The sequence below is a fragment of the Nocardioides sp. Z43_10 genome, from assembly GCF_059766615.1.
Genome location: NZ_JCBAJY010000005.1, coordinates 68,226 through 93,966, shown reverse-complemented (window position 1 = coordinate 93,966; position 25,741 = coordinate 68,226). Strand labels below are relative to the sequence as shown.

At 73.6% G+C, this 25,741-nt stretch carries 23 protein-coding genes; 8 read left to right on the top strand and 15 right to left on the bottom strand.

Going from position 1 to position 25,741, the window contains the following annotated elements; all coding sequences use genetic code 11:
- Positions 1–2: 2 nt before the first annotated feature.
- Positions 3–647, bottom strand: a complete 645-nt coding sequence (locus tag AC6EI4_RS10755; protein WP_498422850.1) for a hypothetical protein — start codon at positions 645–647, stop codon at positions 3–5.
- Between the two features lie 121 nt (positions 648–768).
- Here AC6EI4_RS10755 and AC6EI4_RS10750 point away from each other — a divergent pair, with 121 nt between their 5' ends.
- Together AC6EI4_RS10750 and AC6EI4_RS10745 are read left to right on the top strand one after the other, a co-directional pair.
- Positions 769–1,062 (top strand): YiaA/YiaB family inner membrane protein, encoded by a 294-nt coding sequence (locus AC6EI4_RS10750; protein ID WP_498422852.1) that lies wholly within the window; start codon positions 769–771, stop codon positions 1,060–1,062.
- 180 nt (positions 1,063–1,242) lie between these two features.
- On the top strand, positions 1,243–2,319 hold the full coding sequence (locus AC6EI4_RS10745; RefSeq protein WP_498451436.1) for a hypothetical protein: 1,077 nt from the start codon (positions 1,243–1,245) through the stop codon (positions 2,317–2,319).
- A gap of 75 nt (positions 2,320–2,394) precedes the next feature.
- Here the strand turns inward: AC6EI4_RS10745 and AC6EI4_RS10740 are convergent, their stop codons facing one another.
- Both AC6EI4_RS10740 and AC6EI4_RS10735 read right to left on the bottom strand, forming a co-directional pair.
- Entirely contained in the window at positions 2,395–3,609 is a 1,215-nt protein-coding gene (locus AC6EI4_RS10740; protein WP_498422856.1) for an acyl-CoA dehydrogenase family protein, read from the bottom strand.
- A 16-nt stretch (positions 3,610–3,625) separates the two neighbouring features.
- Positions 3,626–4,990: an acyl-CoA dehydrogenase family protein gene (locus tag AC6EI4_RS10735; protein ID WP_498422857.1), complete on the bottom strand. Its 1,365-nt coding sequence runs from the start codon at positions 4,988–4,990 to the stop codon at positions 3,626–3,628.
- Positions 4,991–5,080: 90 nt separating this feature from the next.
- On the opposite strand from AC6EI4_RS10735, the gene def reads away from it, so the two are divergent.
- The 3 genes from def to AC6EI4_RS10720 are packed head-to-tail and all read left to right on the top strand — an operon-like array spanning position 5,081 to position 7,031.
- Positions 5,081–5,674 carry a peptide deformylase gene (gene def, locus AC6EI4_RS10730; protein ID WP_498422860.1) on the top strand — a complete coding sequence of 198 codons (594 nt, stop codon included), beginning with the start codon at positions 5,081–5,083 and terminating at the stop codon, positions 5,672–5,674.
- Positions 5,671–6,231 carry a GNAT family N-acetyltransferase gene (locus tag AC6EI4_RS10725; RefSeq protein WP_498451435.1) on the top strand — a complete coding sequence of 187 codons (561 nt, stop codon included), beginning with the start codon at positions 5,671–5,673 and terminating at the stop codon, positions 6,229–6,231. Before def ends, AC6EI4_RS10725 begins: the two co-directional genes overlap by 4 nt.
- Entirely contained in the window at positions 6,228–7,031 is an 804-nt protein-coding gene (locus tag AC6EI4_RS10720; RefSeq protein WP_498451434.1) for a GNAT family N-acetyltransferase, read from the top strand. Before AC6EI4_RS10725 ends, AC6EI4_RS10720 begins: the two co-directional genes overlap by 4 nt.
- Before the next feature lie 254 nt (positions 7,032–7,285).
- On the opposite strand, the gene AC6EI4_RS10715 is transcribed toward AC6EI4_RS10720, so the two are convergent.
- From AC6EI4_RS10715 to cobT, 4 genes are read right to left on the bottom strand one after another with little or no spacing between them, the layout of a single operon-like run.
- Positions 7,286–8,725: an MFS transporter gene (locus AC6EI4_RS10715; protein WP_498451433.1), complete on the bottom strand. Its 1,440-nt coding sequence runs from the start codon at positions 8,723–8,725 to the stop codon at positions 7,286–7,288.
- A gap of 16 nt (positions 8,726–8,741) precedes the next feature.
- Positions 8,742–9,569, bottom strand: coding sequence for a TrmH family RNA methyltransferase (locus AC6EI4_RS10710; protein WP_498422869.1), 828 nt, complete (start codon positions 9,567–9,569; stop codon positions 8,742–8,744).
- Positions 9,562–10,812 (bottom strand): uroporphyrinogen-III C-methyltransferase, encoded by a 1,251-nt coding sequence (gene cobA, locus AC6EI4_RS10705; RefSeq protein ID WP_498451432.1) that lies wholly within the window; start codon positions 10,810–10,812, stop codon positions 9,562–9,564. Before cobA ends, AC6EI4_RS10710 begins: the two co-directional genes overlap by 8 nt.
- Positions 10,812–11,876: a nicotinate-nucleotide--dimethylbenzimidazole phosphoribosyltransferase gene (gene cobT, locus AC6EI4_RS10700; protein ID WP_498451431.1), complete on the bottom strand. Its 1,065-nt coding sequence runs from the start codon at positions 11,874–11,876 to the stop codon at positions 10,812–10,814. The genes cobA and cobT overlap by 1 nt, the downstream gene beginning before the upstream one ends.
- A gap of 59 nt (positions 11,877–11,935) precedes the next feature.
- On the opposite strand from cobT, the gene AC6EI4_RS10695 reads away from it, so the two are divergent.
- Positions 11,936–12,457, top strand: coding sequence for a YbhB/YbcL family Raf kinase inhibitor-like protein (locus tag AC6EI4_RS10695; RefSeq protein WP_498422875.1), 522 nt, complete (start codon positions 11,936–11,938; stop codon positions 12,455–12,457).
- Here AC6EI4_RS10695 and AC6EI4_RS10690 read toward each other — a convergent pair.
- The 5 genes from AC6EI4_RS10690 to AC6EI4_RS10670 form a co-directional block, all read right to left on the bottom strand.
- Positions 12,411–13,673: a bifunctional glycosyltransferase family 2/GtrA family protein gene (locus AC6EI4_RS10690; RefSeq protein ID WP_498451430.1), complete on the bottom strand. Its 1,263-nt coding sequence runs from the start codon at positions 13,671–13,673 to the stop codon at positions 12,411–12,413. The genes AC6EI4_RS10695 and AC6EI4_RS10690 overlap by 47 nt on opposite strands.
- A complete protein-coding gene (locus tag AC6EI4_RS10685; RefSeq protein ID WP_498451429.1) occupies positions 13,670–15,772 on the bottom strand; it encodes a glycosyltransferase family 39 protein in 2,103 nt (700 codons plus the stop codon). The genes AC6EI4_RS10690 and AC6EI4_RS10685 overlap by 4 nt, the downstream gene beginning before the upstream one ends.
- Positions 15,773–16,248: 476 nt before the next feature.
- Positions 16,249–16,881, bottom strand: coding sequence for an FMN reductase (locus AC6EI4_RS10680; RefSeq protein ID WP_498451428.1), 633 nt, complete (start codon positions 16,879–16,881; stop codon positions 16,249–16,251).
- Positions 16,878–18,017 (bottom strand): LLM class flavin-dependent oxidoreductase, encoded by a 1,140-nt coding sequence (locus AC6EI4_RS10675; protein WP_498451427.1) that lies wholly within the window; start codon positions 18,015–18,017, stop codon positions 16,878–16,880. The genes AC6EI4_RS10680 and AC6EI4_RS10675 overlap by 4 nt, the downstream gene beginning before the upstream one ends.
- 94 nt (positions 18,018–18,111) lie before the next feature.
- Positions 18,112–18,456: a hypothetical protein gene (locus AC6EI4_RS10670; RefSeq protein WP_498451426.1), complete on the bottom strand. Its 345-nt coding sequence runs from the start codon at positions 18,454–18,456 to the stop codon at positions 18,112–18,114.
- 850 nt (positions 18,457–19,306) lie between these two features.
- On the opposite strand from AC6EI4_RS10670, the gene AC6EI4_RS10665 reads away from it, so the two are divergent.
- Both AC6EI4_RS10665 and AC6EI4_RS10660 read left to right on the top strand, forming a co-directional pair.
- Positions 19,307–19,759 carry a Fur family transcriptional regulator gene (locus tag AC6EI4_RS10665; protein ID WP_498422889.1) on the top strand — a complete coding sequence of 151 codons (453 nt, stop codon included), beginning with the start codon at positions 19,307–19,309 and terminating at the stop codon, positions 19,757–19,759.
- Between the two features lie 60 nt (positions 19,760–19,819).
- On the top strand, positions 19,820–21,316 hold the full coding sequence (locus AC6EI4_RS10660; RefSeq protein ID WP_498451425.1) for a catalase: 1,497 nt from the start codon (positions 19,820–19,822) through the stop codon (positions 21,314–21,316).
- 122 nt (positions 21,317–21,438) lie between these two features.
- On the opposite strand, the gene AC6EI4_RS10655 is transcribed toward AC6EI4_RS10660, so the two are convergent.
- The 3 genes from AC6EI4_RS10655 to AC6EI4_RS10645 are packed head-to-tail and all read right to left on the bottom strand — an operon-like array spanning position 21,439 to position 25,659.
- The gene (locus AC6EI4_RS10655) at positions 21,439–22,776 is read right to left on the bottom strand and encodes a condensation domain-containing protein (protein WP_498422893.1); all 1,338 of its coding nucleotides are present in this window, start codon (positions 22,774–22,776) and stop codon (positions 21,439–21,441) included.
- Positions 22,757–24,271 (bottom strand): condensation domain-containing protein, encoded by a 1,515-nt coding sequence (locus AC6EI4_RS10650; RefSeq protein ID WP_498422894.1) that lies wholly within the window; start codon positions 24,269–24,271, stop codon positions 22,757–22,759. The genes AC6EI4_RS10655 and AC6EI4_RS10650 overlap by 20 nt, the downstream gene beginning before the upstream one ends.
- A complete protein-coding gene (locus AC6EI4_RS10645; protein WP_498422895.1) occupies positions 24,268–25,659 on the bottom strand; it encodes a condensation domain-containing protein in 1,392 nt (463 codons plus the stop codon). The genes AC6EI4_RS10650 and AC6EI4_RS10645 overlap by 4 nt, the downstream gene beginning before the upstream one ends.
- Between the last annotated feature and the right edge of the window lie 82 nt (positions 25,660–25,741).

The window sequence follows — 25,741 nt, the reverse complement described above, 5'->3', positions numbered from 1 at the left end:
GCTCACGCCTGCGCCTGGTGGTTGGCCGTCGTCCGGCGGGTCGCCGAGGGCGCCCTCAGTCCGAGGCTGCGCAGCTCTGCTGCTGCCAGCGCGTCCACGGCGCGCGGATCACGCCGGCGCCAGGCGTCGGCTGGGTCCGGTCCGAGACTGGTGATCTGCGCCAGCGGCAGCCGGGCGAGCGCGCGCAAGGCCAGCAGGTCCCGGTCGTAGTGCACCTCGAGCAGCCGCGAGGTCGCGGTGGCCTCGCGCACGTAGCGCACGCGGCCCGGCAGGTGGAACGGCATGGCTGCCATCACCGGGATCGCGACCACGGCCACCCCCAGCCACAGGGCCAGGTCCTCGACCGCCTCGACCTCCTGCAGACCCGCCTTGGCGAGGCTCGTGGAGGCCTTCTCGGCCTTCTCGAAGGTGTCCTTGATCCCCCCGCCGACCAGCGGGACACCGTCCAGCAGGTCACCGGCGTCGCCGAGGCCGTCCGCGAGGCTGGAGCCGGCGCTCGCGGCGTCGCGCCCCGGTCCGGCGAGCGCCAACGTCTTGTCGTGCACGGTGACCCCGAACCAGACCCAGCCCACGACCCAGGCCACGAAGAGGAGGTCGGCGACGATCTGTCGGGTACGACGGGAGCCGGTGTCGGCGTACAGCTTCATGGCCCCCATCCGATCAGCCCCGGGCAGCTGAGTCGAGCACCGTCCACTGGGTAGTCCTACTCAGTCGGATCGGGTAGCCGCACGGATTCGCCACGTCGCGGGCGACGGCAGGCTCTGGGCCATGGACAACAACACCAAGCCCCAGGCCCGCAACACCAACGCCTTCTTCGCCCAGGCCGCCATCGCCTTCGGTGCCGCGCTGCTCACCATGATCGTCGCGATCCTCTACCTGCCCGTGGACCCGTGGATCCGCTCCTTCCTCGGTCTGGGCACGCTGTTCCTGACCACCTCGTGCTTCACCCTCGCCAAGTGCGTGCGCGACGCCCAGGAGAACCAGTACGTCGTGGCCCGCCTCGACCAGGCCCGGGTGGATCGGATCCTGGCCGAGCACGACCCGTTCCGGGCCGTGTCCTGACGGCCGCCGAGCCCGTCCTCCCCGATCCGGCGCGCCCTCCCGCCCAGACGGGGCGATGTGACCAACACAACGTTTCGATCCCGATTGGTAGAACGTGTTCTCGGGAATGGGAAACCCGACCTGCTCGGCAGACGCCGTGCTTGAATCGCACCAAGGCCAGACCTACCGAAGGGATGTCACGTGGCGCGCAAGAGCCCGCTCGGCAAGATCAAGGACGCAGCGTTCGACACGATCAAGGACCCATTCGGCGCCGCCGAGAAGGCGGTCGGCCAAGCCCGTGACACAGCGGCCTTCGGGGTCTCGGTGGCCACCCAGGTCACCCGTACCGCGGCCTCGATCGCGACCGAGACCGTCACCCAGTTCACCGTCGGCGCCCGCAGGCCGGTGACGCCTTCGGCGCCGGTGAGCAAGCCCGCCTCCGGTGCCGCTGGGGCAGGCGCCCCGGCTGCCAAGGCCGCGCCTGTGGAGTCTGAGCGGCCCAGGCCGCACGGCGATGCGCTGGCAGAGACGCCGCCCACCGCCCCGGTGAAGAAGGCGGCGAAGAAGGCGGCGAAGAAGGCCCCTGCCTCGAAGGCACCCGCGGCCAAGGCACCAGCGGCCAAGGCACCGGCCGCCAAGGCACCTGCCCCGAAGGCGCCCGACGCGAAGCCGACGGTCACCAAGCCGCCCACGGAGCCGGATCTCGCCACCCCGCTGGCGAAGAAGGCCGCCAAGAAGTCGGCCACGAAGACCACGAAGAAGGCGCCGGCGAAGGCGACGAAGAAGGCAGCCAGCTCGAGCTCGAGCGCTCCCGAGGTCGACGTCACCCCGGCGGACATCGCCAAGGTGGTCGAGCAGAAGCCGGCCGCTGAGAAGGCCGCCGCCACCCAGGCGGCGGCGAGCGTCGCGCAGCCCGCCCCCAAGCCGGACTCCGCCCCGGGCGACAAGCTGCCGACCAAGAAGGCCGACTCGGGCAGCGACACCCCGGCCAAGACCGCCAAGAAGGCGCCGGCCACGAAGACCGCCGCCAAGAAAGCCAGCCCAGCTGCCCCGACGGCCGCCAAGAAGGCCCCCGCCAAGACGGCCTCGAAGAGCGCTACGCCGACCCCGTCCAGCCCTGCGAGCAGCGGCGGCAGCAGCGGTGGCAGTAGCGACAGCGCCCGCAAGGACGCCGGCTCCCCGTCGAGCGCCGAGCCCCTGATCGATCCGGCCACCGCGAAGGCGGTCCGCAGCGAGCAGGCGACGCTGTCGCAGGCGGCCGAGCCCGACAAGGGCTGAACACCCGGCCAGCCCGACGAGAAGGGGCGCTCGCGCAGATGCGCGAGCGCCCCTTCTTTCGTGTCCGGGACCGGGCTACCGCAGCTCGGCGCTGGTCAGGCCGAGGATCCGCCGCGCCACGATCAGCTGCTGGATCTGCTGGGTGCCCTCGAAGATGTCCAGGATCTTCGAGTCTCGTGCCCACTTCTCGAGCAGCTCGTTCTCGCTGTAGCCCAGCGAGCCGCACAGCTCCACACAGCTCAGCGTGATGTCGGAGCCGACGCGCCCCGCCTTGGCCTTGGCCATCGACGCCTCGAGGGAGTTCGGCTTGCGGTTGTCGGCCATCCACGCCGCCTGCAGGGTGAGCAGGTGCGCCGCCTCCCAGTCGGCCTCCATCTGCAGGAACTTCGCCGCGGCGGCGGACTGGACGGCGCTGGGCCGGTCGTAGTCGACGACCACCCCTGCCCGCTCGAGCAGCTCCCGGGTCAGGTCCAGGGCGGCGCGCGCACACCCGACCGCCATCGCGGCCACCAGCGGCCGGGTGTTGTCGAACGTCGCCATCGCGCCGGCGAACCCCTGCTTGGGGTCGATGTCCGGACTGCCCAGCAGGTTCTCGGCCGGCACCCGGCAGTCGTCGAAGATGATCGTGGCGGTGTCGGAGGAGCGGATCCCGAGCTTGTGCTCGAGACGCTCCACGCGCATCCCCGGGGTGTCCTTGGGAACGACGAACGACTTGATCGCCGCCCGGCCCAGCTCGCGGTCGAGCGTCGCCCAGACGACCACGGCGTCGCAGCGCCCACCGGCGGTGACGAAGATCTTCTCGCCGTTGATGACGTACTCGTCGCCGTCCAGCACCGCGGTGGTCTTGATGTTGGCCGAGTCGGAGCCGGTGCCGGGCTCGGTGATCGCCATGCCGGCCCAGACGTCGGCGAAGCGCGCGGCCTGCTCGTCGTTGGCGACCGAGGCGATCGCGGAGTTGCCGAGGCCCTGACGCGGCATCGAGAGCAGCAGGCCGACGTCGCCCCAGCACATCTCCTGCACGGAGAGCACCGAGGCGAGGTTGGCGCCGTTCTTCACGCCCGCGTCGACGGGTGCGGATTCGTCGCGTCGTACGCCGGCCGCGCCCGCGCCCTCCGAGGCGCCGGACTCCGACAGCCCGTCGATCATCGCGGCGAGCATGTCGAGCTCCTTGGGGTAGGCATGCTCGGCCCGGTCGTACCTGCGCGAGATGGGGCGCAGCATGTTCATCGCGACCTGGTGGGCCTGGCCGGCCAGCGGACGGAACTTCTTGGGGTTCTCGAGACTGATCATGATGTGGTCCCGGTCCTCAGACCAGGACACCTCCTTCCGCTAGGCCGATCGCTCGCAGGTCGCGGTACCACCGCTCCACCGGGTGCTCCTTGACGAAGCCGTGGCCGCCGAGCAGCTGGACGCCGTCGAGGCCGATCTGCATGCCCTTGTCGGCACAGAGCCGCCGCGCGAGGGCAACCTCGCGGGCGAAGTCCTTGCCCTGGGCGGCGCGCGAGGCGGCCTTCCAGGTGAGCAGCCGCATCGACTGCAGCTCGATGGCGATGTTGGCGACCATGAAGGCCACCGACTGGCGGTGGCTGATCGGCTCCCCGAAGGCCTCGCGCTCGTTCACGTACGGCGTGACGTAGTCGAGCACCGCCTGCCCGGTGCCGACCGCCAGCGCGCACCACGCCAGGCGGGAGAGCCGCACGCACTCGGTGTACGTGGTGCCGTCGGTGCTGCCGAGGACCGCGTCGGCCGGCACTCGGACGCCTTCCAGGCCGACCCGGGCCAGCGAGGCGGCGCGCAGGCCCATCGAGGGGTCCGCCTCCACGCTCAGCCCGGTCGTCGAGGACTCGACCAGGAACAGGACCGGCTGCCCGTCCAGCTGCGCGCCGACGACCAGCAGCTCGGCCTCGGCGCCGCGCGGGACCATCGACTTCACGCCGTCCAGGACGTAGCCGTCGCCGACCCGACGCGCCGTGGTGCTCGGCGCCAGGGCGTCGAAGAGGACCGTGGGCTCGGCCAGGGCCAGCGCCGCGGCCGGCACCTCGTCGCCGGTGAACGCCGGCAGGTAGGTCTGCTGCTGCGCGTCGGTGCCCCACAGCGACAGCGCGGTGGCGACCGCCCCCGGCGCGAGCGCGGCCACGGCCAGGCCCATGTCGCCGCGCGCGAGCGCCTCGGCGACCAGGGCTCCGGCCATCGCGGAGCGCTCCTCGGAGATGCCGCCCAGCGACTCCGGCACCCCGAGGATCGGCAGCCCGATCTCGAGGCTGGAGGCGAGCAGGTCCGCGGGCGCCGCACAGGCCTCGTCGGCCGCGGCGGCGGCCGGGCGGACGACCTCGGCGGCGAACTCCCCCACCACGTCGACGAGCATCTGCTCGTCCTCGGTGGGCGTGAGGTCGAAGACGCCGGGCCGCGGCGCAGCCGGGACCCGGACACCGCTGGCGCCCTTGCGCCCCCGGGCCGCGAAGGTGCGGCTGGCCGCGCCGACCGTCCGGAAGCCGCTGCGGGTGGCGGTGAAGACGGCCTGCTCGGTCTGCTTGCGCAGTCCGAGCCGGTCGATGAGATCGCTCTGGGCGACCACGTTCAGGGCGGCGACCGCGTAGCCGATCGGGTCGCGCTTCTCGCGTGACGATAAGCCGTGCCGGCGACCAGGCCGGGGGCTGGTGGTGAGTGACATGCGCTGACTGTAACTCGCAGTTACACTCCGCGCCACGCTCACGCCGGTGGCTTCGCTCACGCGGTGGGCTGCGGCGTAGGATCGGGCACCATGTCCCCCGAGTCCGAGTCCTCCGTCCTGACCCCGTACGGCCCGCTGCCCGAGGGCGGCACCGTGCGCCCGATGACCCGCTGGGGCGCCCCGGTGATGCACCGCCCGCAGGCGCGCGTCACGTCGTACGACGAGGAGCTGCGCACGCTGGTGGCGGACATGGTGGCCACGATGTACGCCGCGGACGGCGTCGGCCTGGCCGCCTGCCAGATCGGCGTGGATCTCGCGGTGTTCGTCTTCGACTGCCCCGACGAGAGCGGCCAGCGCACCGCCGGGGTGGTCTGCAACCCCGTGCTGACCCTGCCCGAGGGCAAGGACCGCCACCTCGACGAGGACCTCGAGGGCTGCCTGTCCTACCCCGGCGCCTTCGTGCCGTGCGCGCGCCCCGACTTCGCGAGCGTCACCGGCACCGGCCTCGACGGCGAGCCGGTGGAGTACTCCGGCGACGGGCTGCTGGCCCGGTGCCTGCAGCACGAGACCGACCACACCCTGGGCACCGTCTTCGGTGACCGGCTGGCCACCAAGCAGCGCAAGCGGCTGGCCAAGCAGCACGACAAGGCGGCCGAGGAGTTCGGCGAGGGTTGGCCCGCGTGAGCGCCCCTGCCCGGCGACGCACCGAGCCGGCGCCGGCGCCCCCGGTGCGCATCGAGCGGCTGCCGCTGGCCACCCTCCGGGCGCTCGCCGACGGCGACCTGGCCGCGGCGCAGGAGAGCTCTCCGGTCGCGCTCACCGAGTGGCTCGCCGGCACCGACTGCACGAGCATCTGGCGGATGCGCGCCGCCCAGCTCCCCGAGCATCCCGAGGACGCGGACTGGGTGACCGGCGTCCTGGTGGACGAGGCCACCGGCGAGGCTGTCGGGCGCGCCGGCTTCCACGCCGCGCCCGATCCGGCAGGGCTGGTGGAGATCGGCTACGGCGTCGACCCCGCCCGCCGTCGGCGCGGCTACGCGCGTGCGGCGCTGGCGCTGATGGTCGATCGGGCCCGCCATGACCCCGCCGTACGACGGGTCCGGGCCTGTGTCTCCCCCGACAACGACGCGTCCCTGGCGCTGGTCCGCGAGTTCGGCTTCTTCCCGATCGGCGAACAGTGGGACGAGGAGGACGGGGTCGAGCTGATCCTGGAGATCGACGTCGCGCAGGACGCCCGGTGAGCGCGCTCGACGCGGACCGCGTGCGCGCCGCCGCCCGTGACTGGGTGTGGGTGCCTCCCGACGCCCAGGACGTGCTCACCGACGACTACCGGCTGACGATCTATCCGGGCTGGGCCACCAGCGTGCAGTACTCGGTGACCACGCGTCCGGTCAGCGAGGTGGTCGCGTCGGTGCTGGCGCGCGCCGAGGAGGCCGGCAGCCCGCTCGTGCGCTGGTGGGTCACCGAGGCCACGGTGCCGCCCGACACCGCGAGCACCCTGCGCGAGCTCGGCTTCCGGCAGGCCGAGGTGCTCGACGTGCTCGCGCTCGACCTGAGCGAGCCCGACGCGCTGCTCGCCTCCCTCGACGTCCCCGGCGACGTCCACGTCACGATCCCCACGGACGCCGACAGCATCTCCGAGGCCGCGCTGCTCGCCGCGCGGATCTTCGACGACTATGCGCCGACGCCGGCGCAGCTGCGCGGTGAGCTGGACCAGCTGGCCCTCCCCCTGGACGGCCGGGCGCCGGTGGCTCGGCGCTACCTGGCCCGATGGGGCGCGCCGGACGGGCCGCTGGTGGGCACGGGTGGGCTCACCCGGGTCGCGGACTCGGGACGGCTGTGGGGTGCGGCCGTGGAGGAGGGGGTGCGCGGACGGGGCGTCTACCGCGCGCTGCTGGCCGCACGCTGCCGCGACCTCGCGGCCCACGGCGCCGACTTCGCGCTGGTCAAGGCGCGCGTCGACACGTCCTCACCGGTGCTGCGGCGGGTGGGCTTCCAGCGGTTCGGTGGAGAGTCCGCCTGGGAGCTGGCGCTCGGCTGAGACGTCCTGCCGCACAGCGTGAGGGGATGGCTGCATGGAGCTGACCATGGCGCGATGGTGCGGCACCTGTGAGGGAGCACCGGATGGCGGGCAGGGCGACCGTTCGGAAGGAGAACGCGGGCCGCCGAGCCGGCTGCTGAGCGTGGAACACCCGAACGGGCGACGCGTTTTCCTTCCAAACGGTCGCTTGGTCATCCCACGACCCCTGAGCTCGTGCAGTCCGACGCTCTCGGAGCGCGGCGGCGGTGAGCCGATCAGGGCGCGGGCACCGCGCCCGGGCCCTCCCTCGGGCCCTCTCCCGGCCGCACCCGGCTCGGGGCCGTCGAAACGGCCAGGGCCCGGCCGGCGACGAGCACGGCGCCCACCGCCAGCACGAGGGCCAGCACGAACGGCACCGCGTACGCCGTGGTGGCCCGGTCGCTGACCAGCGTCGTGAACAGGGCCCCGGCCGCGGCCAGCCCGACGGCGATCCCGACGTACTCCATGATCTGTCCCGCCGAGGAGTTGGCGCCCTGGTCCGGGCCCTGGGAGTAACGCAGCAGCAGCACCGAGAGCCGGGGGTAGGACAGCCCCATCCCGGCACCGGCCAGCGTCCAGGTGACGATCGCGAGCGCGGGGTGCAGGTCGAGGACCACCACCACCAGCGCCGCCAGCACACCGACGCCGATCAGGATCGGGCCGGCCCGCAGGACCGCCGCCTCACGGGCCCCGTTGCCCAGCCGCGACTGCAGCCACGAGGCACCCGACCAGGTCAGCGCACCGGTGGTGAGCACCAGGCCGGCGGCGCTGGGGGCCAGGTCGTAGCGCTCGGTCAGCACCAGCGGGAGGTACACCTCTGCGGTGAAGTAGCTGGCCCCGAGCAGTCCGCGCATCGCCACCACCGCCGGCAGGCCGCGCGCCGCGTGCAGGGTCCCGGCCGGGACCAGCCGGCGCAGCGCGAGCGGCAGGGCTACCACGGTGACGACCACCGCCACCACGACCAGCTGCCAGGAGTGCTCGGCTCCCTCGCCGGACCCCACGTGCAGGACGAGCACCGAGACCGCGATGACCACGCCGGCCACCAGCCGGCGCGCGCTCCACGGCGCGGCGTCGCCGGCTCCCTGCGCCAGGCGGGGGTCGGCGAGGCCGGCGCGCAGCAGCAGCACCGTGGGCAGGATGAGGGCGCCGACGCCGAGGAAGACCCAGCGCCAGCCGAGGTGCTCGGTGACCAGCCCGGCGGCCAGCGGCCCGACCAGCGAGGGCACCACCCAGGCCGCCGCGAACGCCGCGAAGATCCGCGGGTGCAGCTCGGCGGGGTAGATCCGGGCCACCACCACGTAGAGCGCGACCACCATCCCGGCGCCGAAGCCCTGCACGATCCGGCCGACCACGAGGACACCCATCGACCCCGCCACTCCGGCGAGGACCAGGCCGGCGGTGAACATCACCACCGTGGCGAGCAACGGGGTCCGTGGGCCGATCCGGTCGCACCAGGTGCCGACCACGACCATCGCCAGGACGCCGGTGGCCATCGGTCCCGCGAACGCCAGCGCGTACATCCGCAGCCCGCCGAGCTCGTCGCTGATCGTGGGCATCGCGGTGGTGACCGCGAGCGCCTCGAAGGCGTTGAGCACGATCAGCACCACCATGCCCACGGTCAGGGCGCGGTAGGGCGGAGCCAGCGGGCCCGGCGGGCGGGAGGTCGTGCGCGTCACGAGAGGCACCTAGACCTCAGCCGCGGCCGGGCCCGGCCGGGGCCCGGCGTGCGGTGACGTAGCAGGCGACGGCGGTCGCGGCAGCGACGTTGAGGGAGTCGATGCCCTCGCGCATCGGGATGATCGCCCGGCGATCGGCGGCCTGCTCCCAGCGCGGCGAGAGTCCCGGCCCCTCGGAGCCGAGGACCAGGGCCACCTTGTCGACGCCCGCGACGGCGGCCTCGATGTCGGTGGCGTCGTCGGCCAGGGTGAGCGCCACCGTCGTGAAGCCGTACGACGCGAGCCGCGGCAGCGCGTCGTACCAGTCGTCGAGGCGGGTCCAGGGGACGGTGAACACCGCGCCCATCGCCACCTTGATCGCGCGCCGGTAGAGCGGGTCGGCGCAGCGCGGGGAGAGCAGTACGGCGTCGAAGCCCAGCGCGGCCCCGGAGCGGAAGATGGCGCCGACGTTGGTGTGGTCGACGATGTCCTCCAGCACCAGCACCGACCGGGCGCCGGCGAGCACCTCCTCCAGGGACGGCAGCGGGCGGCGCTCCAGGGAGGCGAGCGCGCCGCGGTGCACGTGGAAGCCGGTGACCTCCTCGGCGAGCGCCTCGGTGACCACGTAGCACGGGGCGTCGGTGGTCGCCAGCACGTCGCTGAGCCCTTCCAGCCAGCGCTCGGCCATCAGGAAGGACCGTGGGGTGAAGCCGCCCTCCACGGCCCGGCGCACCACCTTCTCGCCCTCGGCGAGGAAGAGCCCGTGCTCGGCCTCCAGGTGCTTGCGCAGCTCGACGTCGCGCAGGTCGCGGTAGTCGGCCAGCCGCGGGTCGCCGGGGTCGGTGATCGTGACGAGCTCAGCCACGGCTGTAGCGCTCCGGTCGGGCGACGGCGACGACCTCGCCGACCACGATGATCGCCGGTGGGCGGACCTGGTGGGCGACGATGTCGTCGGCCAGCTCGCCGAGCGTGGACAGCACCGTGCGCTCCTCGGGCATCGTGCCCTCGATGATCACCGCGACCGGGGTCTTCGGGTCACGACCGCCGGCTGTCAGTGCCGCGGCGATCGGCGCGGCGTTCTGCACGGCCATCAGCAGCACCACCGTCCCGCGCATCCGGGCCACCGCCGACCAGTCGACCAGCGACTCCTCGTGTCCGGGCGGGAGGTGCCCGGAGATGACCGTGAACTCGTGGGTGATGCCGCGGTGGGTGACCGGGATCCCGGCGCGGGCCGGCACCGAGATGGCCGAGGAGAGGCCGGGGATGACGCTGACCGGCACGCCGGCCGCCTCGCAGGCGAGGAGCTCCTCGTAGCCGCGGCCGAAGACGAAGTTGTCGCCTCCCTTGAAGCGCACCACCCGCTTGCCGGCCAGCGCGCGCTCCACGATCACCCGGTTGATCTCCTCCTGAGCCGCCGAGCGACCGCGCGGCAGCTTGGCGACGTCGATCAGCTCCACCTCCGGGGAGAGCTCGTCGAGCAGCTCGCGCGGGGCGAGCCGGTCGGCCACCACCACGTCGGCGGAGGCCAGCGCGTGCCGGGCGGCGACGGTGACCAGCTCGGGGTCACCCGGCCCGCCCCCGACCAGCACGACTCCCGGCGTACGGTCCTGTGCGCCGCGGGCGGTGATCCGGCCGTCCCCCAGCGCGGCCATGATCTCGTCGCGCACGCCGGAGGACTTGCGCGGCTCGCGGTTGCCGAGCACCGCCACCGTCATCGAGCCGTGGCGCCCGACCGCGGGCGTCCAGGCGGTGGCCGAGCGGGCGTCGTCGGCGCGGACGCAGAAGATCCGCCGTTCCTCGGCGGCCGCCGCCACCGCGGCGTTGACCTCGGGTGAGTCGGTGGCGGCGATCACGTACCAGCTCTCCTCGAGGTCGCCGGTCTCGAAGCGGCGCCGGTGCCAGGTGATCTCCGGGGCCAGCCCTTCGAGCGCGGGCGTGACCTCCGGGGAGACCAGCACCACGTCCGCGCCGGCGGCGATCAGCGCCGGCACCCGGCGCTGGGCGACGTGCCCGCCACCGACCACCACGACGCGACGCCCGTGCAGGCGCAGGCCGACCGGGTACGGCGGGTGCTCGTCGAGGTCGGGGGCCGGGTGGCGCGGCTCCATCATCCCTCCTTGCGGGCGACGCCCGCGGAGTCGAAGGTGGCCATCTCGTCGAGGATCAGCGCGGCCGAGCGGACCAGCGGGAAGGCCAGTACCGCGCCGCTGCCCTCGCCCAGGCGCAGGTCGAGGTCGACCAGGGGGCGCAGACCCAGCGCGGCCAGGGCAGCGGCGTGGCCGGACTCCAGCGAGCGATGCCCGGCCAGGCAGTACGCCGTGACCTGGGGGGCGAGGGCCTGGGCGACCAGCGCGGCGGACCCGGCGATGATGCCGTCCAGGATCACCGGGACCCTGGCGGCGGCGGCGCCCAGCACGAAGCCCGCGATCGCGGCGTGCTCGAGGCCGCCCACCTCGGCGAGCACGTCGAGCGGGTCGGGAGCGGCGCCCAACCGGGCCACGGCGGCCTCGACCACCCGGGTCTTCAGGGCCAGGGTCTCGTCGTCGATGCCGGTGCCGCGGCCGGTGGCCGTGCCGGCGTCGACCCCGCCCAGGGCGGCGACCAGGCAGGCCGAGGGGGTGGTGTTGCCGATGCCCATGTCGCCGGTGATCAGCAGGTCGTGCCCGGCGTCGACGAGGCGGCGCGCGATCTCGATGCCCACGCCGACGGCCTGCTCGGCCTCGGCGCGCGTCATCGCCGGCCCGACCGCGAGGTCGGCGGTGCCGGCGCGGACCTTGCGGACCAGGACGGTGTCGTCCGCGGCGACCTCGCCGGCCACCCCCACGTCCACCACGACCACCTCGGCGCCGACGCTGCGCGCGAGCACGTTGACCGCCGCGCCGCCCGCCCGGAACGTCTCCACCATCGCGCGGGTGACCTCCTGGGGCCACGGCGAGACCCCCTGGGCCAGCACGCCGTGGTCGCCGGCGAAGACCGCCACCGCCGGGCGAGCGGGCACCGGGGGCGGGCAGCTGCGGCTGATCCCCGCCAGCTGCACCGAGACGTCCTCGAGCACACCGAGGGCTCCGGCGGGCTTGGTCAGCTGCGCCTGCCGCTCGCGGGCCTGCGTCAGAGCCGCGGAGTCGGGCGGCTGGATGCTGGCCAGGGTCTGGGCGATGAGGTCGCGGTTCACCCCGACATTCTCCCCGAGGAGGCTCGGCGTCTTGCCACCCGTCCACTAACGTCTCGGCCATGAGCATCGAGCGTCCCGTCGCCCCCAACCCCTACGACCTGCTTCCGCCGACCGCGTCGTTCACGGTGACCAGCACCGACGTCACCGACGGCCGGCCGCTCAAGGACGACCAGGTCGCCGACAAGGGCAACACCTCACCGCAGCTGAGCTGGGAGGGCGCGCCCGCGGGCACGAAGTCCTACGTGGTCACCTGCTTCGACCCCGACGCGCCGACGCCCAGCGGCTTCTGGCACTGGGTGCTGGTCGACCTGCCCGCCGACGTCACCTCGCTCGACACCGGCGCGGCGGCCGGTGACCTGCCCGGCGAGGCGTTCCACGTCCGCAACGACGGCGGCGACCGGGGGTTCATGGGTGCCGCTCCCCCGCCCGGCGACCAGGTGCACCGCTACTTCTTCGTGGTGCACGCGGTAGGCGAGGAGACCCTCGGCGTGGACGCCGAGGCCTCCCCCGCGGTGGTGTCGTTCAACCTGGCGTTCAAGACGCTCGGCCGCGCCATCCTCCACGGGACCTACCAGCACTGATGCTGCCGTCCGCGGCCTGCCGGCGGAAGACCCAGACCCGCATCGCCACGAAGCGCAGCAGGGTCACCACCAGGTTGGCCACGGTGAGCACCGCCACCTCGACGCGCTGGTCCTCGACCCCGGCGCCCTGCAGCAGCCACAGCGCACCACTGGTCACCGCGAGCCCGACGCCGAAGACCACCAGCCCGCGCAACTGGTGCCGCAGGGCGCCGTCTCGCCCGCGCACGCCGAAGGTCAATCGCCCGTTCGCCGCGGTGTTGGCGATCGCGGTCAGCAACAGCGCCAGCAGGTTCGCCAGGAACGGCGAGGTCACCCCCCGCAGCAGCAGGAACAGCACGGCGTACGCCGCGGTCGAGGCGACCCCGACCAGCGCGAACAGGACGACCTGCATGCCGAGTCGCCCCCCTCCCGCGTCCGCCGACGCCCGGCCCAGCCGGGCGGCGACCTGCGAGACCGGCAGCCGGCCGGTCACCAGACCGCTCCCGACGCGGAGGATCCCGCGGACGTCGTCGAGGGCGGTGCGGACGATGTCCACCCGGCTGTCCGGGTCGTCGACCCAGTCCACCGGGACCTCGTGGATGCGCAGGCCGGCCCGCTCGGCGAGCACCAGCAGCTCGGTGTCGAAGAACCAGCCGTCGTCCTGGACCAGGGGCAGCAGCTCCCGGGCGACGTCCGACCGGATCGCCTTGAACCCGCACTGGGCGTCGGAGAACCTCGCGTGCAGCGTCCCGCGCAGCAGCAGGTTGTAGCAGCGCGAGATCAGCTCCCGCTTGGGCCCGCGCTGCACCCGGGCGCTGCGGGCGAGCCGGGTGCCGATGGCGACGTCGGAGTGGCCGCTGATCAGCGGCGCCACCAGCGGGAGCAGAGCGGTCAGGTCGGTGGACAGGTCGACGTCCATGTACACCAGCACGGCGGCGTCCGAGGTCGACCAGACCCGCTTCAGCGCACGGCCGCGGCCCTTCTCGGCCAGGTGCACCACGCGGACGTCGTCGTAGTCGCGCGCCAGCCGGCGCGCGAGCACCGCGGTGCCGTCGGTGCTGGCGTTGTCGGCGATCGTCACCCGGCTCGACCACGGCAGCGTGGCGAGGTGCTCGCGGACCCGCTCGACCGAGCGGGTGAGGTCGCGCTCCTCGTTGTAGACCGGGATCACCACCTCCAACGTGGTCACGGCCGCAGCCGGCTCACGGACGGGCGAGATGGGGAGCAGGGCGCTCATGCCGCACCCCCGTTGTCCCTGATCGGGCTGGTCAGGTCGTAGACGGTGACGCCGTCGACGGTGGTCGAGGAGAAGCTCTCCTCCACCCACGCGGCGATCTCGCTACTGGCATCGCTGCCGCCCATCGAGGGGCCGAAGCCGTCCCCGCCGATGAAGTAGTGGATCTCTCCATCCGCGACGTACTGCTGGAACTGCTCGAGGGTGGGACTCGGGTCGGAGCCGTTGAACCCGCCGATCGCCATCACCGGCTCCTCGGTGGCGAGCTGGTAGCCGGCCGCGCTGTTGGAGCCGACGGCGGCCGCGACCCAGGTGTAGTCCTCGGCGTCCTGCTCGAGCATTTCGGTCAGCTCCGCGCTCGGGTCGCTGCCGTGCAGCAGCCCTCCGGCGCCGCCACCCTGGCCGGGCGCCTGGCCCTGGCTCGGCGGCTGCATCTGGCCCTGGCCGGGGAGCTGGCCCTGTCCGGGCGGTGCACCGAACCCACCGAACGCGCCGTCCTGTCCGCCGTCCTGTCCGCCACCGGGGGCGCCGCCGGGGGCTGCGCCGGGGCCGCCGCCGGGGCCGCCGCCGGCCACGCTCGGACCGGCGGTCGGCAGCGAGCCGGTGTGCGGCGTGCTCGCGGTCTGCACGGCGTACGCCGTCGGGCCGGCCAGGCAGGCGACCAGCGCGAGCAGTCCGGCGACGGCCGTGGCGCGGCGCGGCAGCCAGGCGAGCGCGGCGAGCGCCATCGCGGCCAGCAGGCCGACCACGAGGACCGACCAGCGCAGCCAGGGCAGGAAGTCGGGGCTGCGGCTGAGCAGCACGAACGCGGTCACCACGGTGGCCGCGACGCTCACGGCGGCGACCCCGCCGGCCTCGACCGTGTGCCGGTGCTGCCAGATCAGGGCGGCGCCGATGCCGACCAGGGCGGCGATGGCCGGTGCCAGGGCGACGGTGTAGTAGGCGTGGAAGATGCCGGCCATCAGGCTGAAGGTCAGGCCGGTGACCAGCAGCCAGCCACCCCACAGCACCAGCGCGGCGCGGGTCAGGTCGGTGCGGCCGCGGTGCCGGGTGAACCACAGCCCGGCCAGCAGCAGGATCAGCGCAGCCGGCAAGAGCCAGGCGATCTGTCCGCCGATCTCGCCGCCGAACATCCGGCCCAGGCCGGCCTCGCCCCACATCCCGCCGCCGGCGCCGCCGGGGCCGCCGGGGCCGCCACCGCCCACGGCACCGGTCTCGTTGCCGTTGAGCCGGCCGAAGCCGTTGTAGCCCAGGGTGAGCTCAAGGATCGAGTTGTTCTGCGAGCCGCCGATGTAGGGCCGGCTGGAGGCCGGCCACAGCTCGACGATCGCGACCCACCAACCGCCGGCCAGGACCATCGACGCGAACGCGACGAGCAGGTGGCTCAACCGCTTGAGCAGCCGCGGCCGACCTGCGATCAGGTAGACCAGCGCGAAGGCCGGCAGTACCAGGAACGCCTGGAGCATCTTGGCGAGGAACGCCAGGCCGACCAGGGCGCCGGCGAGCGCCAGCCAGCGCACCGGATGTCCGGCCGGGGCGTCGGCGCCGCCTGAGCCGGCCTCGATTGCGCGCAGCACGGCGTACGCCGCGGCGACGAGCAGCAGCACGAGCAGGGCGTCGGGGTTGTTGAAGCGGAACATCAGCGCCGCCACCGGGGTCAGCGCCAGCGTGGCGCCGGCGAGCAGCGCGGCCCCCGCCGAGCCCGTGCTGCGCCGCACTGTGGCGGTGAGCAGCCAGACGGCCAGCACACCGGCGATGGCCTGGGGTACCAGGATCGCCCAGGACGACAGGCCGAAGATCCGCACCGCCAGCGCCATCGGCCACACCGAGAGCGGGGTCTTGTCGACGGTGATGCTGTTGGCGGCATCGGAGGAGCCGAAGAAGAACGCCTTCCACGACTCCGCCCCCGCCTGAGCGGCTGCGGAGTAGAAGCTGTTCGCCCAGCCCGACTCGGACAGGCCCCACAGGTAGAGGGCCGCCGTGCCGAGCAGCAGCGCGGCGAGCGCGACGCCGTACCGGCGCCCGGGACGGTGACCGGGCGCCCGTGCGGTAGCGGGCGGTGCGGACGGGACAGAGCTGGTGGGCAACACGGTGGTAGTCATGGCTCCACCGTGACGCCGGCGCCTCTGCCCCACCCATGCCGAGCCTGTGCCCTCCCTGTGAGCCCACCCCCTCCAGCCCAGCCCCCCTCCAGCCCAGACCCAGCAACCAGCCCCCTCAACTGCAGCCAGACCCCACACCAGCACCCCGCGACCCGTCACTCCCTCGACCAAACACGCCGTGTCCCGCGGAGCGAATGACGGGTCGCCCCGGCCGCCAGCCGGCGACGACCGCACCACGCCGGTGTACGGCGTACGGCGTGGGGCACGCCTCACCCGCCGGCCCACTCGCCCACCGCCCGGATGGCGGGAACCGGCGGGACCCATGCCACGTCGCCAGCCGGCGCCACGACGTACGGCGGCACTCGGGCGACCCCGTGCGCGCCACGCCACTGGCCGGCCACCCCCTACCTACCTGCGCCGACCCGTCAATGCCTCCGCCGGACACGGCGTGTCACGTCGAGGGAGTGACGGGTCGCTCAGGTGCGGTGGAGGAGTTGCTCGAAGGGGACGAGGTGGGGGAAGGGTTGGGGGTTGGTGGGGGTGGCGTCGGGGTTGGGGCGGGCGCGGTGGGGGCCCAGGACCAGGGTGGCCAACTCGCCGGCGGCGCGCCGTACCCGCGCGTCGAGGTGGCCGGCGTCGCTGCTGCCGAAGTCCTCGCTGGCGGCGAAGACCCCGGTCGGCACCACGACCGCGCCGAGGTAGGCGAAGAGCGGGCGCAGCGCGTGCTCGAGCACCAGCGAATGCCGGGCCGTTCCCGCGGTGGCGCCGATCAGCACCGGCTTGCCGCGCAGCAGGTCGGGCTCCAGCACGTCGAAGAACGTCTTGAACAGCCCGCTGTAGGAGGCCGAGAAGACCGGCGTGACCGCGATCAGCGCATCCGCACGGCGCACCTGCTCGATCGCCTCCGCGAGCTCCCCCGAGGGGAACCGCGTCAGCAGGTTGTCGACCAGGGGATGGGCCAGCTCGCGCAGCTCGACGACGTCGAGCGAGAGCTCCTCCCCCGCCTCGCCCAGTGCGGACGCGGTGGCACCGGCCAGCTGGTCGGCGAGCAGCCGGGTCGAGGACGGGACGCTCAGCCCCGCCGAGACGACGACGATTCGGCGGCTCATGCGTCCTGCCTCGGCGCGATCGCCGCGAGGTCGCCGGCGGCGAGTCCTCGCTCGTCCCCGGCTCGACGGGTCTCGGCGAGCAGGCTCGCATGGGTCGGCGCATCCGGCACGTGAGCGGGGCGCAACGCCGCGAACTCCTTGCGCAGCACCGGCACGACCTCCTCACCGAGCAGGTCGAGCTGCTCGAGCACCGTCTTCAGCGGCAGTCCGGCGTGGTCCATCAGGAACAGCTGGCGCTGGTAGTCGCCGACGTAGTCGCGGAAGCCGAGGGTCTTCTCGATGACCTCCTGAGGCGAGCCCACGGTCAGCGGCGTCTGCGCGGTGAAGTCCTCCAGCGAGGGCCCGTGCCCGTAGACCGGGGCGTTGTCGAAGTACGGCCGGAACTCGCGCACCGCGTCCTGGCTGTTGCGGCGCATGAACACCTGGCCGCCCAGGCCGACGATGGCCTGGTCCGCGCTGCCGTGCCCGTAGTCCTCGAAGCGACGGCGATAGAGCTCGACCATCTGCCGGGTGTGCGAGGCGGGCCAGAAGATGTGGTTGGAGAAGAAGCCGTCCCCGTAGTAGGCGGCCTGCTCGGCGATCTCGGGGCTGCGGATCGACCCGTGCCAGACGAACGGCGGTACGCCGTCCAGCGGGCGCGGCGTGGCGGTGAAGCCCTGCAGTGGGGTGCGGAACCGCCCCTCCCAGTCGACGACATCCTCACGCCACAGCCGGTGCAGCAGCGCGTAGTTCTCCACCGCCAGCTCGATGCCCCGACGGATGTCCTTGCCGAACCAGGGATACACCGGCCCGGTGTTGCCGCGCCCCATCATCAGGTCCATCCGGCCGTCGGAGAGGTGCTGCAGCGTGGCGTAGTCCTCCGCGATCCGCACGGGGTCGGTGGTCGTGATCAGCGTCGTGGAGGTCGAGAGGATGATCCGCTCGGTCTGGGCGGCGATGTAGGCCAGCGTCGTGGTCGGCGCCGAGGGGATGAACGGCGGATTGTGGTGCTGCCCGGTCGCGAAGACGTCGAGTCCGACCTCCTCCGCCTTCCTGGCGATGGCGACCGTGGCCTTGATCCGCTCGTGCTCGGTCGGGGTGCGACCCGTGGTCGGGTCGGTCGTGACGTCGCCGACCGTGAAGATGCCGAACTGCATCGCTGCTCACCGCTTCCGATGGTTGAAAAGCTAACTAGCCGTCCAACCATCTGTGCGGTCGCGCTATTCCCTCGAGTCCCCCAGCTCCTCCCAGCTACGACGACGCGCGGCGCTGACGGGCCAGGGCGGCGACGGCGACGCCGGCGCCGAGCAGGAGCAGCGCGCCGGCCGCCGCCATGCCGGCCCAGGACCGCTCCGCTCCCGGGAACACCCGATCGACCACGGACTGCACCGTCGTCGTCGTCACCCGCGAGGCGCCGAGCACCCGAGTGCCGACGACCCGGTCCTGCGTCGAGCCCTGCACATCGGGACCGCTGGACTCGCCGGCGGGACGCTCAGCGCCCGCGCCCGGCCCGACCCGCGCGCGCCCGGCGCCCTCCGCGCGCGTGCCCGACGAGCCGCCCGGCCTGCCCTGACCGCCACCGGTCGCGGTGGGCACGCCGCCCCCACCGCCGAGCGTGGCGCCCGGGCGCGGACCGCCCGCAGGGCCTTCGGCGCCCCCGCTCGGACCGGGCCCTCGGGTCGGGGAGCCGGCCCCGGGAAGAGCGCCGCCGGGTGGCCGTCCCCCTCCGGTCCCGGGCTCGTTCCCGCGGCCCGGCTGGCTCCCGCGGCCGGGCTCGTTCCCCCGGCCCGGTTCGTTCCCGCGGCCGGGCTCGTTGCCGCGGCCCGGTTCGTTCCCGCGACCGGGCTCGTTCCCGCGGCCCGGTTCGTTCCCGCGGCCCGGTTCGTTCCCGCGGCCCGGTTCGCCCCCGCGGCCCGGTCCACCGCCGTGGTCGTGACCACCGTCCCCGCCGTCGCGCCCGCCTCCGGTGTCGCGCCCACCGTCATTACCGCGCCCACCGTCACTGCCGCGGCCACCGTGGTCGCCGCCGCCGCGCCCACCGTGACCGTCACCGCCGCGCCCGCGCGAGCCGCCCGAGTCGCCGTGCCCACCGCCGGGCCCGCCGCCGTGCCCACCGTCGCGAGACGCGGCCGCACCGGCCCGGGCAGAGCGATCGGCGTCCCCGGAGACCCCCGCCGCGGGCAGCGCCCCGGCGCCAACCAGCGTCGCCGCCAACGCCGCCAACGCCACCGCCGCCACTGCTCGTCCCGGCGTCACCCGTCCCGGCGCCACCTTGCCTGCCTTGTCCACCATGCGTCTCTTCCTCGCGTCTCGACCCTGCGCGTTCGCTCCGCAGACCCCAACGACGCGGCGAACACGGAGTTACCCCTTCTCCAGCGTGGTCCGCGCCACGCCCAGCTCAAGCCTTTTCTTGACTCGTTCCAGAAAAGGTGGTTGAGTCTGCGTCGTGCACCACCACCCCACCGCCTCGCCCGAGACGGTGTTGCGGACGGCCGGTCTTCGCGTCACGAAGCCCCGACTGGCAGTCCTCAGCGCCCTCGCCGCGACGCCCCACTCCGGAGCCGACGCCGTGCTCACCGCCGTACGGCGTGAGTTCGAGGTCTCCACGCAGGCGGTCTACGACGTGCTCAACACGCTCACCGAGAAGGGTGTGCTCCGCAAGTTCCACCCGGCCGGTTCCGTGGCTCGCTACGAGCTCAGCACCGGCGACAACCACCACCACCTGGTCTGCCGCGCGTGCGGCGCGGTCACCGACGTCGACTGCGCCACCGGCGCGGCCCCGTGCCTGGACCCGGCACAGCTGACCGATGGTGGCTTCGTCGTGGACGAGGCCGAGGTGACCTTCTGGGGACTCTGCCCCACCTGCCAGGCCGCCGCGCGGTCCGGCTCCACCGACTGACACACCCACACTTCGCCCCACCGGCATCCGACGCCCGGCGACAACAAGGAGACACACCTGATGAGTGACACCCGACCGCACGGCGGTTCCACGACCGCTTTCGGCAGCCCCGCCCCGAGCGACCGCAACACGCTGAGCGTCGGCGCCAACGGCCCGCTCCTGCTCCACGACGTCCACTTCATCGAGCAGATGGCGCACTTCAACCGGGAGAACATCCCCGAGCGTCGCCCGCACGCCAAGGGCTCGGGCGCCTTCGGCGAGTTCGTCACCACCGAGGACATGTCGGCCTACACCAAGGCGGCGATGTTCCAGAAGGGCGCGAACACCGAGCTGCTGATCCGCTTCTCCACGGTCGCCGGCGAGCTCGGCTCGCCCGACACGTGGCGCGACGTGCGCGGTTTCGCGCTGAAGTTCTACACGACCGAGGGCAACTACGACATCGTCGGCAACAACACCCCGGTGTTCTTCCTGCGCGACCCGATGAAGTTCCCCCACTTCATCCGCAGCCAGAAGCGTCTGCCCGACTCCGGCCTGCGTGACGCCAACATGCAGTGGGACTTCTGGACCCTCAACCCCGAGTCGGCCCACCAGGTCACCTACCTGATGGGTGAGCGCGGCCTGCCCCGCACCTGGCGCCACATGAACGGCTACGGCTCGCACACCTACATGTGGGTCAACGAGGGTGGCGAGAAGTTCTTCGTGAAGTACCACTTCCACACCGAGCAGGGCATGGAGTTCTTCACCGACGAGGAGGCCCAGGAGATGGCCGGGGCGGACGCGGAGTACCACCGCCGCGACCTGTTCGACTCCATCGCCGAGGGCGACTACCCGAGCTGGACGCTGAGCGTGCAGATCATGCCGTACGCCGACGCGGCCAACTACCGCTTCAACCCCTTCGACCTGACCAAGGTGTGGCCGCACTCGGACTACCCGCTGGTGAAGGTCGGCCGGATGACGCTGAACCGCAACCCCGAGAACCACTTCGCCCAGATCGAGCAGGCGGCGTTCTCGCCGGGCAACACGGTCCCCGGCATCGGCATGTCCCCCGACAAGATGCTGCTGGGCCGCTCGTTCGCCTACAACGACGCGCAGCGCAACCGCATCGGCACCAACTTCATGCAGCTGCCGGTGAACCGTCCCAAGACGGCCGTGAACACCTACCAGTTCGACGGCCAGATGGCCTTCGACCACTCGGGTGCCGCTCCGGTCTACGCGCCGAACTCGTTCGACCGCGGCTGGGCCGACGACGCCGCGACCCCGGAGGAGACCTGGGCCGTCGACGCCGAGCTGGTGCGCAGCGCCTACATGCTGCACGCCGAGGACGACGACTTCGGGCAGGCCGGCACGATGGTCCGCGAGGTCTTCAACGACGAGCAGCGCGAGCGGTTCGTCAACACGGTGGCCGGTGCCCTCGGCAGTGTCGAGCACCTCGGCATCCGCCAGCGGGCGTTCGACTACTGGAAGAGCGTCGACGCCGAGATCGGCAAGCGCATCGAGGTCAAGGTGCTCTCCCACGACGGTGACGCGCACGCCGTCACGGGCATGGGCGAGGACTGAGTCCTAGCCTCACCCTCAGCACCACCAGCACCACCCGCGAGGGGCATCCGGCACGTGCCGGGTGCCCCTCGCGGGCGTTGGCGTTCCGGGCCGCCCCCTTGTGGGCGCCAGCGGGCCGGCACCTAGCGCGCGGCCAGCAGAGAGCGCAGCTCCGCGCGCCATCCGTCGTGCAGCCCGCCCACCGCACGCCGTGCCGTGGGCGTCCCGGGCAGGCGCACCCGCAGGGCGACGCCGTCCGCGGTCCGCGACAGCCACAGCTGCACGTCGTCGGCCAGGGTGGGCGCGGAGATGTGCTGCGCCCGGCGAGCCCCGGCGCGCGCGTGCCCGGGAGTGTGGCGATAGTCCAGCCAGGACACCATGAACACGTCGCCGCGAGTGCGGACCAAGGGCTGGGGCAGGGTCGCGATCACCTGGTCCAGCGGCACCTGCGCCAGGTCCTGCGCCCGGCGCAGCCGCTCGCCGGTCACCGCCAGGGAGGCGGCGCCGTCGGTCGGCACCTCCAGCGGCACCGAGGTGGTGAACCAGCCGACCGCGCGCCGCTCGTCCTCGCGGCGCCGCAGCCCGACCGGCACCAGCAGCTGGAGCGGGTGCGCACCACCCATCCGGCCCAGCGCCCGGCTCAGCGCCGTCAGCAGCACCGCGAACGTCGAGGCCCCCTGCCTTCGCCCGATCCGGGTCAGCGCCTCCGCCTCCTCGGCGTCGGCGAGACCGCGCAGCACGGTCTCCTGGGGCACCCGCTCACCGGCCGCCACGCCCAGCGCGAGCGGGAAGACCGGCAGCGTGTACGACCTCGCCGCGAGGAAGTCGTGCCAGGCGCGCAGCCGCGGGTCGTCACCGGGGACGGGCGGCGGCGCTCCCTCCCGGTTCCAGGAGACGAAGCACCCCGCCTCGGGGAGCGCCGCGGGGCCGCCGGTCCGGCGCGCGTCGTACAGCGCATGGAGGTCCTCGATCACCACCGGCAGCGAGTGCGCGTCGGCATGGAGGTGGTCGAGGGCGAGCAGCACGGTGGAGCCCTCCGGGCGTGAGATCGCCGCCGGCACGAACGCCGGGTAGCCGAACGGCTCGCAGCCCCGGTCGAAGCAGGCGCGCAGGAGCGCGCGCGTCTGCGCCGGGTCGGCGGTGCTCGCCTCCACCCGCGGCTCCCACACCAGCGCGGACGGCTCGTGTCGGCGCCCGGTGATGCCGTCGGGGCTCACTGTCGCCTCGCACTGGAGCGTGCCGTGCCGGGCGACCAGGTCGCCGATCGCGCCCTGCAGCGCGACCGGGTCGAGGGGGCCGGGTACGTCGAAGGACGCCGCGAGCCACACCGACGGCTCCCCCGCGGCGGCGGCGGCCAGGTGGTTGCGCTGGTTCAGCGACAGCGGCACCGCGACAGTGGCGGATCCGGCGGCGGGGCTGGCCCGCCAGGTGGTCACCGTGCCCGGGGCCGGTGACCAGTGCTCAGCGCTGGTGACGTGCATGGGCCCCCTCGAGCAGCCGACCGTCCGCCGCCGCGCGCAGCACCGCGCGCAGCGTCTCGTGGTACGTCGTGACCGCCTCCTGGGCGAACGGGGTGTCCGGGGTCTGCGCCACCACGTAGAGCCGGTCGGCGTCCCGGTTGACCCACATCGACGCGTTGGCGGTGCGGCCGGCGCCGGTGAAGTGCACCCCTCGCGCGTGCGCCGGGCTCGCGACGCCGGGGAACCAGCGCAGGTCGATGTAGGAGACCAGCTGCGGACTCCCCAACGACTCCGGCGGGGTGGTCCCCGAGGTCACCAGCGTCTCGAGCACCACGTGCACCGGGGTCGCCGCGAGCCGCTTGGCCCGCTCGAACCCCGCGTGTGCCGCCGCGACCGCGTCGGCGAACGAGGTGGCGCCGCCGAGCCCGAAGGCCACCGGCGCGAACGTGCAGAACCAGCCCTGCGCGGTGGTCCAGGGCCCGGTGCCGCGGGTGCTCAGCACGGTGACGCCGAAGTAGTCCTCGGCGCCGGTCAGCTGCCGCTCGGTCTCGGCCAGGGCGGCGAACACGCCGGCGGTGAGCCGCGCTCCGCCGGCCCTGCAGACGGCGTCGAGCCGGGCCAGGTCCTCGGCGTCGAGCAGATCGGTGTGCCGGATCCGGACCGGCGCGCTCTCCCCCGGCTCCAGCCCGAGGTCGAGGGGGAACGTCGGCAGCCGGCCGCCGTGGGTGGCCACGATCTCGACCCACTCCCGGACCTCGGGCGACGACGCGTCGTACGCCGCCGCGGCCCGGCGCTCGGCGCCCACGTAGCCCAGGAAGCCCTCGACCGGCTCCTCGTCCCCTGCCGGGTCCTCGTCTCCTGCCGGCTCGTCCGACCCGCTGCGCGCGGCCTCCTCGGCATAGAGGTCGGCCAGCTCGGAGGCGAGCAGGATCTGCGAGACGCCGTCGGTGAAGGCGTGGTCGCAGCCCCAGGCCAGGCCGAAGCCGTCGGGGCCCTCCACCACCTCGAGGGCGAAGCCCGGCCAGGAGTCCGGGCGGCAGGCCGCGTCGAAGCGCTCGGTCAGGTGCTCCTGCAGGCGCTGGTGCCACGCCTCCCCCGCGGTGGCGTCCGCGGCGTCCTCGGTGGCGGCTTCCTCGGTGCCAGCGGTGGGCGCGCCGTCCACGATCTCGAAGTCCACGTCCGCCACCGGCACCAGGTGGCGCACCGGCTCGGGGCCGCTCAGGTCGAACCAGGTGCGCATCCCCTCGTGGCGGACCACGAAGCGGCGCAGGGCCCGGGTCAGCGCCGCACGGTCCAGCGGCCCGTCGATCTCGGTGGCCACCCCCGTCCAGGCGCGGTGGAGGCCGCCGCGACGAGCCACGGCCGCATACGCGCGCAGGTGGTCCTGCTGCAGGAACGAGGGCGGTCCCGGGTCGACCGGGGCGGCCTCGGCCGCAGCCAGGCAGGCCGCGCTGGGACGCAGGGAGGCCAGCCGCCCCGGCGCGGGTCGCCACTGCGACATCTCCGCGAGGATCATGCGCTCACCTCCTGGCTCGCCTGCGCGGGCAGGCTCTCGAAGAGCCGGGCCAGCTCGCGCAGCACCTCGCCGATGACCTGGTCGGCCTCGCCTGCGCGCGGGTAGCGCGCCGAGACGTTGATCCCGTCGTGGTCGCGGATCAACCACAGGTAGACCTCGTCGTCGGCGTGGACCGGGCTGCGCAGCGCGCGCGCCCCCCAGTCCTCCCAGTCGCGGGACCCCGGGACGGTTCGCGTGTCGACGTACGTGATCACGAAGTGCGGGTGGTCGTCGAGGCCGAGCAGCTCCGCGACCCGCGGCAGCGGCTGCAGGGCGAGGGCCCGATCGCGGGCGACCGCGACGGCCGCCCGCTCGATCACGTCGATGAGGGCGTCGGCGCCGGCGAGGGTGAGGGCGATCGGCGCGCAGCCGACGTACCAGCCGACGGACGTGGCGTGCGCCGGGTCCTGCCGGGTGTGCAGCGGCAGCACGAAGTCCAGCCGATCGACGCCGCGCTGCGCGCGGATCGCCAGCGCGAGCAGGGCCAACGCTCCCGACTGCACTCCGGTGCCCGCGCCGCGACACAGGTCCGCCAGCACCCGGGCCTGCTCCGCGGTGGCCACCGGCGTCGAGGACGAGCGCTGCGGCAGCGCCTCATCGCTGACGGCGGCCACGGTGACGCGCGGGTCGGGGAAGTGCGGGAATCCGAGCTCGGGGGTGCCGGTGCCGGCGGAGAGGAACTCTCGCCACCGCCGCACGGCCGGGGCCTCCGGGGTGAGCCGCTCCCCGCGGGCGCGGTCCAGCGCCGAGTGGTCGACGTGGCTGCCGAGCTCGCAGGCGACGAGGTCGCCGGCCGGGGTGCCGGCCGCGACGCGGCGGTAGAGCTCGACGATCTCGGCGAACCACAGCAGCTGCGAGTAGGCGTCCATCACGCTGTGGTCGGCCCCGAAGACGAGCAGGAAGCCGTCGGCGTCGTCCTCGTGCACCGACGCGACCAGCAGGTGCGGCCAGGCGCTGGCGGAGATCGTCGCGAAGAGCCCGGCGACCATCTCGCGGGCGTCCTGCGCGCTGTGGTGTCCCTGGTCGACCGTGCGGACGTCCACCCCCTCCCCGAGGGCGGTCAGCCGGCGCCAGTGGCCGTCGTCGGTGGCCGCGACCGTGGTCCGCAGCGCCTCGTGGCGGGCGATCCAGGCGCGCAGCGCGCGACGCAGCACCTGCTCGTCGTACGGCTCCGGGACGCGCAGCACCGACCCGATCCAGGACCCCCGTTGGCCGTGGGCCAGCTGGTTGGCATGGTCCCAGGAGAGCCCGCGCGGGTCGGGCTCCCACGTCGCCTCCTCGACGTGGGGATGCCAGGTCGTCAGACGACCGGCGATGAACGGGTAGTCAGTCAGCTCCGTGTACTCCACACCCCGATCCTTGCCTGCCTACACCCCGGAGGCGATGTGAGATAACTCATGTTCACACACTGAGTGACACGTTTGCTCCGGT